Consider the following 14,227-nt stretch of genomic DNA (forward strand, 5'->3'; position numbering starts at 1 on the left):
AGAACTAGAAGAGAGGAGTGGCTTGATTGGGATCCCATTCGATTGTTATTCATATTAATGGGGAAGATCACCCTGTAATAGTACGGTCTGCTGACACCTTATTATTTGTTATCAGAAGCAGACTTGGGCTGACAGGAGCTAAACCGGGCTGTTTAAATGGGGATTGTGGTGCATGCACCGTAAATGTTGATGGCTGGCCGATGAAATCATGCTTAATGTTGGCTGTGGAGGCTGTTGGAAAAAAGATTACCAGTATTGAAGGATTAAAGAATGCACCGATCCAGAAGGCCTTTGTTGATAATTTTGCGTTTCAGTGCGGCTATTGTACACCTGGGTTCATCATGAATTGTCATTCCTTAATTAAGCAGCACCCGGATGCAGATGATCAAACAATTAAAGAGTGGTTGAGGTCCAATATTTGCCGCTGTACAGGATACGCGGAGATTGAAAAAGCGATTAAATCAGTATTAAAGGAAAAATGAAAAAAATGAAGGACACAGTCTCTGTTAGCAGCAGGTAGGTGTCCTTCATGATCTACTCAATAACCCCAGATTCCATAATCTTTACATCTGCATGAACATTTACTTTGAGATTTGGATAGTCGGTTTTCCATTTAGAAAAATTAAAATTTCTTGTTTTGCTTTTTATAAAATGGCCAAAACCTACAGGGTCAATATTTTTTTCTTTAAATTCTTTTATTAAATTCTTACATTCTGATTCAATTTTTTCTTCTACCTTTTTTTCTACTTCCTTAGTTTCCTTAGGGGTAACTTTTGTTCCCGAGTATTCTTTCAACACTGCATTTAGCTTAATCCGTACATTGACGGTTAAAGGATCCCTGGAGGTAATCTTCATTTTGAATTTTGATCGGATACTCTCGATGGCTGCCATTTCCTTGCCTAATGTTACTTTTAAAGTTCCTTTACTGTAATCGTCAACAAGCAGCTTAAAGAAGAACATTTTTTCGTCAGGAATCGAGTAAACAACATGACCATATCGAAAAAAACTGATACCGGTTATTTGTATTTGGTCCTTTCCGATTTTTTTTAGCCTTGGAAGATAAGGCGTTTTACCTAATTGATTAAAATCAAATAAAAAACGCTGCAGGTTTGTTTTAGGAACATCCATTGTTTCCATATTATGCTTGATGAGATTGGTTAAATAAACTGCATTTCCTCTTTCTCCATAATTACCTTCAATGAAATCCTTTGCTTCCCCTTCGGTTACAGCCAAGTAAAGGCCGGCGCCAATGCTCGGATCCCGCTGAAATGAGTCCATCAAATCTAAAATTCCCTTTTTTTCCGCAAGCTCTTCCCCAAAAAGAACCACCTTAATGCTCCCCGTCACGAGTGGATCTGAGGATTGGCGCTGGATATCTCTTAAGAGGTCTCTGCTTAAGGCAGAGGAGGCCGTGAAGGATTTGTTTTTCACAGCTTGATCTGGTAAATAGATCGGAACTAAGGCCGTTCCGAGAATTTTACCATCCACATAATCATAGGCACTTCCCGTTTCAAGATTGACATCATCCAAGATTCTCTTTTGTACACAACCACCAAGCACAAGGGATACGATTAGAACGGGTATGATGATGTTCTTCATTTTTTCTTCACCCTTTTCATAATCAATATCAGAAAAAAAAGTAATGGAACATATCCATAATTAATGTAAAAGAATATTTTTCCAGAATAGTCGGTAATGGTGTTAATTTGCTGCCTTGTCTTAATAAAAACGTTCACTATTAATACAATTAATGATAAGAGGATGACACCATTTTTTTGCTTCAGGTTTGTTATTCTTTTTAAAATGCGTGCGGCACACCAAAGCGCAATACAAAAATTGGGAAGAATGATGATAATCCAATTGGCAATGCCGATATATTCAAATCTCTCAACAAAAGGCATTTCGACTATTTTCCACATGGTCAATGTCGGCCAGATATACTTTTGCAACTGTCCCTCTGAAAAAAAGGAAAAGGTCGCAATAGAAATAAGTGTATAGATAATAGTGGTAGTAAGGGCGCCCAGATGGGCCCATTTCTTAGATTTTTCTGGTTCTTTAATAAAGGGATAAAAAAACAATAGTATTGCAAACCCAGAATAAGTAAAGGACATTTGATAGGAGGCAAAAGCCAAATCCTTTATCGAATGATCAAAGATTGGAAGTAAATTCCTGATATCCGCATATGGAAGGGTAAACAGGAAGGTGAATAGTAAATATGCTGGAAGCACTACTCCAAAAAATGCTACACCTGCGACAGTTCTAAAACCTCCGTATAATATATAGATTCCTAATCCACAAAAAGCCAAGGAAAACCAAAAGGTACTTAAATCTTCAAACATCCAGGCTTGAATGACTTCAATAAAAGGTCTTAACGTGATAATAGCCGCAAGCAAGTATACCAAAACAAATGGTAAGGACAGGAGGTTACCCATTATTTTCCCAAATATAAAGGTATGGACTGACATTATATCTCCATTTACTGTTTCTGAGATTCTGTACATCATCCAAATAATGATATTTACACTTAAACCGGCAATCACAACGGAAATCCATGCATCATATCCCGCTGTTAATGCGATAATGCGTTGGAAGCCGAGGACCCCGACACCAAACTGCATCGTATGAATGAGAAAAAATACTAAGAAAGGAGATACTTTTACTTTTTCAGGCAGTACTTGTTCCATATTCCTTCCTCCGGTTCCTATTCGTCAATATCACTTTTTTTACTTTTTTTACTCGGAGTAAAACGAATAGGGTTTTGTGTTCTTAAAGTTAACGGCCGGTGTGATTGTTTGCTGAATGGAAGCCTAATAAGTGAATCTTTAAGGTCTTTCATTCTAGGTGGATAGAGTGGTTCTAAAAAAGGCCGATTAAGGGATGTAAGTCGTATTAAGTGGGTTAATAATATACAAAAACAGAATACGATTCCAATCAGTCCCCACAATTCAGCAAAAAACAAAAATGGAAAGCGAAGTAAACGAATGGCATTACCCATTTTATAAACGGGTGTTGTAAAAGACGCGAGTGCTGCAAGTGCTACGATAATCAGGAGGACATTACTTGTCAATCCTGCTTGAACAGACGCAGTTCCAATAACGATACCGCCTACGATACCAATGGTCTGCCCAACCTTGGTCGGAAGTCTTGCCCCTGCCTCTCTGAGCAATTCGATGGTGAGCTCTAAAAATAGAGCCTCAAGGATAGGGGGAAGTGGAATGGCACGCCGGGACGTAACCAATGTATTCATCAAATCCGTAGGTATTAGTTCGTAATGGTAAGACAATGTAGCTACATACACTGGGGTTATTAAAATAGAAAATGCAACGGAAAACAACCGAATCAGCCGAAAAAAAGATGATAAAATCCAGTTTAAGAAATAATCCTCGAATGAGCTAAAAAATTCAACCAATGTTGTTGGCGTAATTAAAACATGTGGAGATCCATCAACAAATATGGCAACTTTACCTTCTGCCAGGATTGCTGTAACCCTGTCCGGACGCTCCGTATCTAGAAGCTGCGGGAAAGGGGAATTTTTATTATCCGATATTAATTGAACAATATAGGAACTGTCAGTAATCGCATCAAATTCAACATTTTTTATCCGTTCTTTAACTGTTTGGACATTGACGGGATCTGTAATGCCGTCAATGTGCATTATCACCACTTTTGTTTTAGAAAGAGAACCTACTGTTAACTCGTCTAAAATAAGTTCTTTAATAGGCAGCCTTTTACGAATTAAGTTAATATTTTGCTCGATTGATTCAACAAATGCTTCCTTCGGACCGATAACACTAAACTCTACCTCTGGAGTTGTGACACTTCTGACAATTTCTTTTTGCGCAGCTAAAAACGCAAATTTCTTTTTTTCTGATTCAAGCGTCAGGAGAATATATCCATTAAATAATTTTTGTTCGATAATACTTTGATCCTCGCTGATTTCCACGTCCGAGAGGGGGATGATTTTTTTTATGTCCTCGATTGTTTCAAACGATTTTTCAAGTAAGTAAGGAAGTGCGCTTTTCTGTATAATTGACTCATCAATGAGAGTGGAAATAAATGAAAAGCTAAAATGGTTGTTGGTTTTCTGATTGACATAAGAAACTTTTTTAAAATCTTTTGATTGCTGAAGATATTGTTCCAATGCTTCTTTTTTATCATATTGTCCTTGTTTGTTTTTAAACCAAACCATTGATTCCAACTCCCAGGCATCTTTCTTTTCCGATTATGTTTCCCTTTTTTGGAATAATTATGAATCCTAATCTTATTTGCAAAAAAGGATATCTTTAAATGAAAAATAGCTTGGAGTCATGAACTCCGAGCCATTTTTGATGATTATTTTTGTTTTAAATGAAAATAAGTATCCATAACCCTACGGCCAATGCGGAAATTTGCTTTATTTTCTGATTGACCTGTATAGGCCCATGGTACGAGCACAGCCATGGCAACTTGAGGATTGTAGCTCGGTGCATAGCTCACAAGACTTAGGTTAATAACCCCAGGTGGTTCTTTACCATATCTCCAGCGGTCAGGCCCGTCATAAAAACCTTCCGCCGTTCCTGTTTTTCCTGCCGGAGAATAGGGGGCACCCTTAAAGTACGGATAGGCGGTCCCACCGGGCTCTTGAAACACTTTTTTAAACCCTAGCTGAACTCGGCTTATCCACTCTGGTTTCATGTCAAGCATATTCAAAACTTTCGGGTGGATTTGTTTAAAAACAGGACCGACCACCTCAGAGCCAGTTAATGGTTCTCGAATTTCTTTTACCATATGGGGCTGCATCCGATAGCCGCCATTGGCAAGTGTCGAAACATATTGAGCCATTTGCATTGGAGAATAGGTATCATATTGTCCGATGACAAGGTCAAGTAAAAATCCCGGCAATCTACTTGAACCTTTAAACCCTGCTTGTTCGTTTGGAAGGTCAATTCCGGTCCTCGTTCCTAGACCAAAGCTTGCAAAGGAATTACGAATAATATCAAAGCTATTTAGTTTTAGTGATAATGGAAGATCGGGAATATAATTTCCCCCGCCAATTTTGATGGCTGTCCGGAACATATAGACGTTAGAGGACAGTTTTAGGGCATTAAGATCGTTTAAGGTCCCTAAATACATCCATGATTTCTTAACAGGCGTACTCTTAATTCTGATTGGTTCGTCACTCAAATAGGTATTGGGAGAGATTGCCCCTGTTTTATAACCAGTTAATACAGTAGCTCCTTTAACAGCAGAACCAACATTATACGTTGTGGTAAAAGTTCCAAGTGCATCGTCAATCATTTCGGTTCTTCCAGTTTTCTCATCCTGAACGATGCGTTTTCCCGCCATTGTTAAAATTTCACCAGTTTTAGGGTCCATTAAAACAACATAGGCACGATCTAAGAAATGAGTACCAGGCAGTCTCTTTAATGACCAGAGCTCTTCCTCAATAATGTGTTCGACCTTTTTCTGCAATTCCATATCAATGCTTAGAACAACGTCTTTCCCACGCTGGCCATCAAATACAACCTCAGTATCTACCACATTTCCTTGTGTATCGGTGACGTTTTTAACCCGTGATTTATATCCATGCAGGATATCTTCATATTGGGCTTCTAAATAACTTTTTCCGACACGGTCATTTCGATTATAACCTTTTGATAAAAAATAATGCAGTTGATCCGCAGGCAGCCCTTCATCTGATTTCGTAACTTTACCTAAAACAGATTTTAAGGTCTTATCAAAATTATAGGATCTTTCCCAATCCGTTGCCGTATCCACGCCAGGAAGGGACTGAAGATTTTCGCTGACAACCGCAAATTCCTTCTCCGTTACATCTTCATTTTTAACGATTTGCGGGGTGAATTTATAACCATTTCGGAATTCACGAAAAATCGCAGCCACCTTTAGGTCTTCTGGTGTAAGTTGTTTTAAATCCTGCTTGGTAATCCGCATTATTTTTAATTCATATAAGTTTTTATCTTTTAATTTTTTTGCTTTGTATAGTTCATTTTCACTTTTAGTGATTTTGTCGTCCGCTAACTTGGGGTATTTTAAAATCCAATAATCTTTTTTATCCCAATCTGTCAGTTTATCAGTTTTTTTGTCGATAAGTTTTGCTAAAGTCTTTGCAGTATTCAGCATTTCCTCTTGGTCGGATCCCATGTTTGTATAGGTAATGGCTTTTTTCGGGATATTATCGACAATCACTTTATAATTACGATCGAGCATTTTTCCCCTTGGAACAGGATTTTTTATCGTAATATCCTCGTTCCTTTCAAGGTCACGCTTGAAATTCTCGCCGTAAACAATTTGTACAAAACCAAGACGTAGTATAAGTGCAGAAAATAATAGAAAAACGCAAAAAAACAATAGATTAATTCGAAAAGGAAAGTGGGACTTTTGCTTTTTCTCCATTTTTGTTACACATCCTTTATGCCAACCGTGCTAAGTCTATTTTATTATGCCCTATCCATAAGTTGGTATTATTACTATTTATTTTACAGATGGAGCCGCATAGGTGTAAAGGATTACCTTCTCAACAATTTTTTGTAAATAGCGCTTTAAAAAAATGATGGATAAAAGGAAATTGATTAATGAAAGCTAGAAAAAGAGAGAAAATTAAAGGGGGTACTCTTTATGGAAAGTCATGCTCAGAAGCAATCGCAAAGCTTTCAGCAGCAGCAAATGATACAGCAGCAACAGCAGCTGCAGGAAAATCAGTCCATGATGGAGCAGCAATTTCAAACCCAGAAACAACAGGCGCTTCAATCGATGCAGCAAGCAACATCAACTATACAACAAAGTGCTTCCATGAATAATCTCCAGTCAATGCAGCAAGCTCAGCAACAGCTGCAGCAGGCGACCCAGCAGTTAAACCAAATGCAAGGGATTGCCATTACACAATCGACCCCTGCAACCCAGCAACAATTAGAACAGGTCCAGCAGCAAATTGAGCAGGCTTCACAAACCCTTGGCCTAATTGACAGCCTGAATCAAGGAAATAACAGCTTTAAAAAAGGCTAAAAATAGTGCCCAGCTTCGATTTATGAAGCTGGGTTATTTTTTGCCTCCGCTAGTACAGCCCTAATCGCCTCTTTTATTTCATGATACCCAGTACACCTGCACAAATTGGATTCCATCCACTCTTCAATAACAGAATCATCAGCATCGGGATGTTTTTCCGCTAGGGCATGACAATTCAGAATGAATCCCGGTGTGCAATAACCACATTGGATGGCCCACTTTTCGATAAAGGTCTTTTGGATAGGGGAATCTAATAGACTTTCAATGGTGCTAATTGACTTGTTAATCGTTTCAATTGTCAGTGACAGGCAAGAATGATGTGGTTCTCCATTCACTAATACCGTGCACGCTCCACAGTCACCATTTTCACAAGCCCTTTTAGCACCCGTCAGTCCCAATTGCTCCCGTAAGGTATGTAATAGTGTATCTGCACTTCGAATCATTACTTCCTTGGTCTCTCCATTTACATGAAGCTTGGCAACCGTTTTTTCTGAACCATTTGAGATCATGTAATGGCCTCCTTTAAAGCTTCAATCGTTTCCGATAACGCATTTTTAAAAACAAATTCCCGGTATTCTGCGGAGGCTTGTATATCATGTACGATCGTTGAAGGCAGCCGTTCCACAGCCCGCTGTACGCGATCCTCAACGGGAAGAGAAGAATCATTTAAAATATTTTCAATTTCCATTGATCGAAACGGGTAGCTACAAATCCCACTGAAAGCGGTCCGTAATTTTTTGTCCTTTACTATGGCGGAAATAGATACAACGGGATAGCCAACCTTCGTACTCTTTGTTTTCTTTAGACTAAAATGTTGGAGGTGAAGGTAGGATTTATTTATTAAAATTTGTACAAGGAACTGACCTTGACTGATTTGTAAGTTCTGTTGGAAGACCTCTTCCAAAGGTATTAGAGTTTCGCCTTCGGAACCGGCCAATTTAACCATTGCGTTGGATAAAAGCAGGGGTAATATCCCTTCCCGATAAATGAGCCGGCTGTTTAGATTACCGCCGATGGTAATTTTATTCCGTGAGGTATGGTCTGCCACTTTTTTTACGGCTTCCCCTAATAAAGGGAACAAATTGGATTCCGTTATATGATTTAATGTTACACCGGAACCGATAACCAATTGCTCCTCTTGAACTTCTAAAACATTGCATTCCGGGATTCCTTTTAAATCTATCACGGCATCAGCTGTAAGATGATTTCTACGTGAAAACGTAATAAATTCAGTTCCTCCACTATAGTACAGGACGGATTTACCTTGTTTTTGGATATCCTCAAAGGTTTGGACAGCTTCTTGTATCGTCTCGGGTCTATAGTACTCAAAGTCAAAAGGAATCATTTCATGTTCTCCTTTCTCATTTTCCAAATGAGTTCCGGAATTAATGGCAGGTAATTTAACTCTACTTCGGCTGCAGCCGATAAACTATTCGCAAGTGCGCCGGCCATGCCAATTACACCATATTCACCAATCCCCCTGGCTCCATATGGCCCGTCAGCTGCTGGGGATTCAACAAAGTCAACTAGGTATTCTGCCGGCTGTTCGCCAAAACGCAGCATTTGATAGTCCCTTAATTGCGTATTTTGTACCACACCATTTTCATCAAAATGAAATGACTCACTGCTGGCAAAACTTAAACCCAAATACATTCCGCCTCTCATTTGCTGTGTCGCTGTTTGATGATTAATAATCGTTCCACCGTCTAAAACGGTTACTGCTTTAATAACCTTATAGGAGTAATCCTTCGGGTTCCATTCGACCTCCACAGCCTGGGCGCCAACGGACCACCAAGGCCCCGGCTTGCCGAATCCGGTTTCCTTATCCATTGGTGTCAGATGTCTTTGGATATACTTTCCGTGACCGACCACTTGACCTTCAACGGCATGGCCATTTGGATACTTATATCCGAGAGCGATATCCTCAAATTTAACACCGTATTCAGGGCTTGGTTTTAGGTAGACACGGCCGCCGCCCAGCTCTAGATCTTCTTCCGAACACTGCAGAGCGATAGCAGCTGTTCTTTTTAATTGGGAGATGGCATCATCTGCTGCTGCCATTACCGCTCTTCCTGCTAAAAAGGTCGTACTGCTGGCCACCGTCCGCCACTGATGGGGATCGTACTGGGTATTGACCTCCATCGTGACATGAATTTTGTTCATATCTATTTTTAATCGTTCAGCTAAAATCTGAGCAAGAATTGTTTTGGTACCCTGGCCCAATTCAATGGCAGCACAGTTCAAATTTACACTGCCATCTGCTTCAAATGTGATAATGGCACCTGCCTGCGCATTGGTAGCCGTTGTGGAGGTTTTCCAAAAAACACTGATTCCTTTTGATTTAATCTTTTCAGTATCAGTTTCGATTCGCTGACCCTCATCCCATTTCACAAGTTCCTTGGCCCGTTCAATACATTTCTCGACATCGCCAATATTACTCGCATTAAGTACTGTTTGCGTCGGGGAAGTATTCCCTGGTTTAATGGCATTAATTTTTCTCAGTTCAATCGGGCACATGGTTAATTTTTTTGCAAGCTGATCCATTGTACGCTCGACAGCAAAGGTTAATTCAGGATGTGCATACCCCCTGAAAGAGGTCGCATACGGGTGGTTCGTATACATACAATAAGAGTCACACCAAACGTTTGGTACATCATATGGACCAGTACAATCCAGCGCCATTGCTCTCGTAATCCCGGCAGCCTGATCCGTGTATGCACCGGAGTCAATCAGGAAGGTATACTGCCCCGCAATAATTTTCCCGTCCTTATCCGTTCCTAGTGAAATGGTCGCATCAAGACCAATATGGCAGGGAGCGGTGATCAAATCCTCTTCTCGTTCATATTCGAGTTTAACCATTTTCCCGCCAATTGACTTTGAGGCTAAATAAGCAAGCGGCTCGAGCTGAACGGTTCCCTTGCCGCCGAACGCTCCACCCACTAACGGGACATGGACAACAATATCTCCAACCGGAATATTGAAAAATTGATTTAACACTTTTTTAATCGTGTAGGGTGATTGTGTATTGGAATGTACTACAACTTTTCCCGCCGGGTTGATTTCAACTCTGGTACCGCGCGTTTCCATTGCTGCATGGTCGGAAAGATTAAAAGAATAGGTTTCTTTTATTTTTGTTGCGCACTTCTCCCAGGCCGCTATGAAATCACCTTTACGGATTTTGATATGACTGCCGATATTGGTCCCCTGAACTGGATAAACATTACTAATAATTTTTACATATTGCCCTGAGTTTTCATGAATTAATGGAGCATCGTTTTTAAATGCATCTTGAACAGAATTCACAACTGGCAATGGTTCATATTCTACCTTAACCAATTGTGCTGCTTTTTTAGCTTGATGTTCATGATCGGCGACAACAATCGCTATCGGTTCTCCATAGTATCGTACTTTATCGAAAGCAAGCGGTGGCCGATCCGCTAAAATGGGACCGATGTGAAAGGGGAACATATTTCCCGTTACAATCGACCTAACACCGGGGCACTTCCATGCTTCTGTTACATCAACGTACTTAATCTTGGCATGTGCCTGTGTACTTGTAACCAATTTAGCGTGGGCCAGGTTGGGCATGGAAAAATCTCCAATAAACCTTACCGTCCCAGTGGCTTTTTCGATGACATCCACTCGTTGTTCGGGCTTTCCAATTGTTTTTCTAACTTCCAACATTTTTTTGCTGCCTCCTATAAAACATGATGGCCTATGTAAGATCTAAGATAATTTATATTTTTCTCTTTTAAATGTAAAAATTATACAGGGGAACTGGGAATTAAATGCATTAGGAAACCAAGATTAAAAAAATTGTCAATAAAAAGATTTTTTAAATTTTTCCCATATTGGATGGATTATTTTATAATTAGAAGGGAATGGGCTGGTTTTGAATTAGCTTGTTTAATACCATTAGGGGGGGGCATACATAGTGGAGAATAAAGTGGTTGATCCAACTGTTCAAAAGGCATTAGAAAAATTTAGAGTATTAGATGAAAAAATTTCACATTTTTCTAGCATCATTGGTTTATCAGACTGGGATCAAAAAGTGATGGCACCCAAAAAAGGTAGGCATACCTTTGCGAAGGCTATCGGTACATTAAGGACGGAAGTATTTAAACTGTCCGTTTCAGAGGAGATGGGGAGCTTAATAGACGTGCTTAGTGTAAATGAAAGCGCTTCATCATTGGATGCTGTTACGATGGCAAAAGTAAGGGAGTATAAAGATTATTATCAGAAGGCAAAAACTATTCCGGCGGACCTCTTTCAGGAATATTCAATCTTGACTGCTCAAGCAAATGACGCATGGGAAGAGGCAAGGGGGACAAATGATTTTGACCTTTTTCTACCTTACCTTGAGAAAATTATAAATTATAAAAGAAAGTTTGCCGAAATTTATGGTTATGAAGAGCATCCATACGATGCGATGTTAGCTGAGTTTGAGCCGGGCCTAACCGTTAAAAAACTCGATCCATTGTTTGCTAAATTAAGAGAATCAACTGTGAGCTTACTAGAAAGAATTCAACAATCAGGAAGGCCAACACCAGCGGAAATTTTTGACCAATCCTATGATGTGGAAAAACAAAAAGCATTTAACCGCTTCATATTGCCGCTGATTGGGTTTGATCTGGAGGCGGGGCGTTTGGATGAAACCGTCCACCCTTTTGCCCAAACAGTCAATACCGGAGATGTCCGCTTAACAACCCGTTATTTAGAGCATAATGTTCGATCAGCTTTGTTTGGCACGATTCATGAAGCGGGTCATGGAATTTATGAGCAAAATATCAATCCGGAATTTGAAGGCTCTGTTCTTCAAAGCGGTGCCTCCTTTGGAATTCATGAGTCCCAATCAAGATTCTTGGAAAATATGGTTGGTCGCAGTAAAGAATTTTGGAATTATTTTTATCCGCAGATTCAAAATCAATTTCCGGAGGCACTTGAAAATGTTACGGTTGAGGAGTTTTACCGTGCTGTTAATACCGTACAGCCATCGTTTATTCGAGTGGAAGCAGATGAATTAACCTATAACCTTCACATTATGATTCGTTACGAAATAGAAAAAGCTTTAATGGCGGGAGAAATTGAAGCAAAAGACCTTCCAGCTATTTGGAATGAGAAAATGCAGGATTATCTGGGAGTCACACCAGGCACTGATACAGAAGGAGTCCTTCAGGATGTTCACTGGTCGTTTGGCGGAATAGGTTATTTCCCTTCTTATTCATTAGGGAATTTGTATGCCGCACAAATACTTAGAAAGATTGAACAAGATCTGCCAGATTTCTATTATCATATTGAACAGGGAAGCTTTCATCTTATTCAAAATTGGTTAAAGGAAAACATTCATCAATATGGTAAGCTCTATACCCCGAATGAATTGATTCAAAAGGTAACCGGTGAAGAATTGAATGCAGAATATTTAGTTGAATACTTAGAGAAAAAATATTCAGAGGTATATGGGTTGTAATTTTATTGACAAATATGAAACTCTAAATATATAATGATAGTAATTAAATATTTCCTTTTAAAGGGGAGTAGCTGTACAATAAAGTCGTCATTTCGAGAAATCAGATTTCTCCGGCTTTATTGGCAACAATGACGTTGTTAGCAAGACCTTTACTTAGGGTAAATGTTCAAACATTTAGCCCAGTAAAGGTCTTTTTTGTATTCTTAGGCCTTTACCAGGGTAAAAGTTAGGCTTTTACCCACGGGTAAAGGCCTATTTTTATTGCTATAGCTTACATTCTTGTAGAGACTGGGCTTTTGCACTATTCAAATGGCAAAAGGAGAAATTTAAAAACTTTAAGGAGGTCTGTTTAATGGATTTTACAGTTTTATTGGAGTATGGCTGGGTATTATTGGTTCTAGTGGCTTTGGAAGGTCTTTTAGCAGCAGATAACGCGTTGGTGCTGGCAATCATGGTGAAACATCTTCCGGAGGAAACACGAAAAAAAGCTTTATTTTATGGTTTAGCAGGTGCATTCATGTTCCGTTTTGCTTCATTATTTGTCATTTCTTATCTTGTGGATGTTTGGCAGGTGCAGGCAATCGGAGCCATCTATTTGTTATTCATGGCGGGAAATCATATTTTCCGTAAGTTAGTGAAGAGTAAAATGGAAGAGCAGCCGAAAGAACCAAAAAAGAGTGGGTTTTGGACTACAGTATTAAAAGTTGAATTAGCCGATCTTGCTTTTGCGGTTGATTCCATTCTTGCGGCGGTGGCTATGGCGGTGGTGCTGCCTGAAACAAAGCTTCCAAATATAGGCGGTCTTGATGGGGGGAAATTCTTGGTAATTTTTGCAGGAGGCTTCTTGGGATTGATCATTATGCGCTTTGCTGCAAACAAGTTTGTCCAGTTATTGGAGAAACGCCCGGGTCTAGAAATGGCGGCCTTTATGATTGTCGGTTGGGTAGGGGTAAAGCTTGTTGTCTATACACTTTCACATCCAGCACTTGCGATTTTAAATGAAGAATTTGCTCATTCAACTGAGTGGAAAATGAGCTTTTATCTCGTCTTAGTTGGGATTGCTGCAGGAGGATGGTTCCTTTCAAAGGAAACTGCAAAAAAAGAACCGAAAGCATCATAATATACTTTTAAAAAAGTAAAGGCAGTTATTTGCCTTTACTTTTTCATTTTAATGAAATGCCGTCAAAATCACTCCTATCGCGATTAATGCTACTCCAATTCCATTCACCAAACTAAGCTTCTCCCCAAATAGAATAATGGCCAGCAATGTTGCAATAACCACACTTAATTTATCTACAGGAGCCACCTGTGAAACCTTGCCTAATTTTAAGGCGAAAAAATAGAACAACCACGAAGCAGCACCAGCAATACCACTCAAAGTGATAAATAAAATAGCCTTTTTATCATGTAAAATAACAGGGATTTTATTGAGATTTCCCTCAAACAGAACAACCCCCATTAAAAAGAATGCCATCACAATCGCTCGAATGGCGGTGGCAGTATTTGCATCAATATTTTGCAATCCTATTTTTCCAAAAATTGATACAAAGGCAGCAGATACCGCAGATAATAGTGCAAAAATAAGCCACGACATAAATTCATCTCACCCTCCATTTCTTTTATCATTTCAATTTTTTAATGTATAAACCCCTCTTCTACAAACGAATTTAATAAATATTTAATACTTGATTCATACAAAATTTAAGCTGGAGGTCTATTCTAATCGTGTGGGTAAAAATGTTTTTTACTAGGATATTT

12 protein-coding genes are annotated in these 14,227 nt (G+C 39.3%); 4 read left to right on the forward strand and 8 right to left on the reverse strand.

Going from position 1 to position 14,227, the window contains the following annotated elements:
• Positions 1-26 precede the first annotated feature (26 nt).
• The gene (locus M028_RS0118755; protein WP_026575240.1) at positions 27-482 is read left to right on the forward strand and encodes a (2Fe-2S)-binding protein; all 456 of its coding nucleotides are present in this window, start codon (positions 27-29) and stop codon (positions 480-482) included.
• A gap of 52 nt (positions 483-534) precedes the next feature.
• Here M028_RS0118755 and M028_RS0118760 read toward each other — a convergent pair whose 3' ends face one another.
• The 4 genes from M028_RS0118760 to M028_RS0118775 all read right to left on the reverse strand — a co-directional run bounded on the left by M028_RS0118760 (position 535) and on the right by M028_RS0118775 (position 6,393).
• Positions 535-1,599, reverse strand: a complete 1,065-nt coding sequence (locus M028_RS0118760; protein WP_026575241.1) for a Ger(x)C family spore germination protein — start codon at positions 1,597-1,599, stop codon at positions 535-537.
• Positions 1,596-2,684, reverse strand: a complete 1,089-nt coding sequence (locus M028_RS0118765) for a GerAB/ArcD/ProY family transporter (RefSeq protein WP_026575242.1) — start codon at positions 2,682-2,684, stop codon at positions 1,596-1,598. The genes M028_RS0118760 and M028_RS0118765 overlap by 4 nt, the downstream gene beginning before the upstream one ends.
• 17 nt (positions 2,685-2,701) lie before the next feature.
• Positions 2,702-4,189 carry a spore germination protein gene (locus tag M028_RS0118770; RefSeq protein ID WP_026575243.1) on the reverse strand — a complete coding sequence of 496 codons (1,488 nt, stop codon included), beginning with the start codon at positions 4,187-4,189 and terminating at the stop codon, positions 2,702-2,704.
• Between the two features lie 143 nt (positions 4,190-4,332).
• Entirely contained in the window at positions 4,333-6,393 is a 2,061-nt protein-coding gene (locus M028_RS0118775; RefSeq protein ID WP_026575244.1) for a peptidoglycan D,D-transpeptidase FtsI family protein, read from the reverse strand.
• Between the two features lie 222 nt (positions 6,394-6,615).
• Between M028_RS0118775 and M028_RS0118780 the strand changes: the two genes are divergently transcribed.
• Positions 6,616-7,002, forward strand: a complete 387-nt coding sequence (locus M028_RS0118780) for a hypothetical protein (protein WP_026575245.1) — start codon at positions 6,616-6,618, stop codon at positions 7,000-7,002.
• 20 nt (positions 7,003-7,022) lie between these two features.
• Here M028_RS0118780 and M028_RS0118785 read toward each other — a convergent pair whose 3' ends face one another.
• From M028_RS0118785 to M028_RS0118795, 3 genes are read right to left on the reverse strand one after another with little or no spacing between them, the layout of a single operon-like run.
• Entirely contained in the window at positions 7,023-7,511 is a 489-nt protein-coding gene (locus tag M028_RS0118785; protein ID WP_035424199.1) for a (2Fe-2S)-binding protein, read from the reverse strand.
• Positions 7,508-8,347 carry an FAD binding domain-containing protein gene (locus M028_RS0118790; RefSeq protein WP_026575247.1) on the reverse strand — a complete coding sequence of 280 codons (840 nt, stop codon included), beginning with the start codon at positions 8,345-8,347 and terminating at the stop codon, positions 7,508-7,510. The genes M028_RS0118785 and M028_RS0118790 overlap by 4 nt, the downstream gene beginning before the upstream one ends.
• Positions 8,344-10,686 carry a xanthine dehydrogenase family protein molybdopterin-binding subunit gene (locus tag M028_RS0118795; RefSeq protein ID WP_026575248.1) on the reverse strand — a complete coding sequence of 781 codons (2,343 nt, stop codon included), beginning with the start codon at positions 10,684-10,686 and terminating at the stop codon, positions 8,344-8,346. Before M028_RS0118795 ends, M028_RS0118790 begins: the two co-directional genes overlap by 4 nt.
• A 250-nt stretch (positions 10,687-10,936) precedes the next feature.
• Between M028_RS0118795 and M028_RS0118800 the strand changes: the two genes are divergently transcribed.
• Together M028_RS0118800 and M028_RS0118805 are read left to right on the forward strand one after the other, a co-directional pair.
• Positions 10,937-12,469, forward strand: a complete 1,533-nt coding sequence (locus tag M028_RS0118800) for a carboxypeptidase M32 (protein WP_331280323.1) — start codon at positions 10,937-10,939, stop codon at positions 12,467-12,469.
• 352 nt (positions 12,470-12,821) lie between these two features.
• Positions 12,822-13,589 carry a TerC family protein gene (locus tag M028_RS0118805; protein WP_026575250.1) on the forward strand — a complete coding sequence of 256 codons (768 nt, stop codon included), beginning with the start codon at positions 12,822-12,824 and terminating at the stop codon, positions 13,587-13,589.
• 48 nt (positions 13,590-13,637) lie between these two features.
• On the opposite strand, the gene M028_RS0118810 is transcribed toward M028_RS0118805, so the two are convergent.
• Positions 13,638-14,063, reverse strand: coding sequence for an EamA family transporter (locus M028_RS0118810; RefSeq protein WP_026575251.1), 426 nt, complete (start codon positions 14,061-14,063; stop codon positions 13,638-13,640).
• Positions 14,064-14,227 lie beyond the last annotated feature (164 nt).

Origin of the sequence: Bacillus sp. UNC438CL73TsuS30 (assembly GCF_000482325.1) — a bacterium.
In the GTDB taxonomy this organism is placed as follows: Bacteria; Bacillota; Bacilli; order Bacillales; family Cytobacillaceae; genus Neobacillus.

Excerpts from the sequence above, each read along its gene's own strand:
- M028_RS0118805 (WP_026575250.1), top strand. The coding sequence starts at position 12,822 with ATGGATTTTACAGTTTTATTGGAGTATGGCTGGGTATTATTGGTTCTA.
- M028_RS0118795 (WP_026575248.1), bottom strand. The coding sequence starts at position 10,686 with ATGTTGGAAGTTAGAAAAACAATTGGAAAGCCCGAACAACGAGTGGAT.
- M028_RS0118760 (WP_026575241.1), bottom strand. The coding sequence starts at position 1,599 with ATGAAGAACATCATCATACCCGTTCTAATCGTATCCCTTGTGCTTGGT.
- M028_RS0118785 (WP_035424199.1), bottom strand. The coding sequence starts at position 7,511 with ATGATCTCAAATGGTTCAGAAAAAACGGTTGCCAAGCTTCATGTAAAT.
- M028_RS0118810 (WP_026575251.1), bottom strand. The coding sequence starts at position 14,063 with ATGTCGTGGCTTATTTTTGCACTATTATCTGCGGTATCTGCTGCCTTT.
- M028_RS0118790 (WP_026575247.1), bottom strand. The coding sequence starts at position 8,347 with ATGATTCCTTTTGACTTTGAGTACTATAGACCCGAGACGATACAAGAA.
- M028_RS0118775 (WP_026575244.1), bottom strand. The coding sequence starts at position 6,393 with ATGGAGAAAAAGCAAAAGTCCCACTTTCCTTTTCGAATTAATCTATTG.
- M028_RS0118765 (WP_026575242.1), bottom strand. The coding sequence starts at position 2,684 with ATGGAACAAGTACTGCCTGAAAAAGTAAAAGTATCTCCTTTCTTAGTA.
- M028_RS0118780 (WP_026575245.1), top strand. The coding sequence starts at position 6,616 with ATGGAAAGTCATGCTCAGAAGCAATCGCAAAGCTTTCAGCAGCAGCAA.
- M028_RS0118770 (WP_026575243.1), bottom strand. The coding sequence starts at position 4,189 with ATGGTTTGGTTTAAAAACAAACAAGGACAATATGATAAAAAAGAAGCA.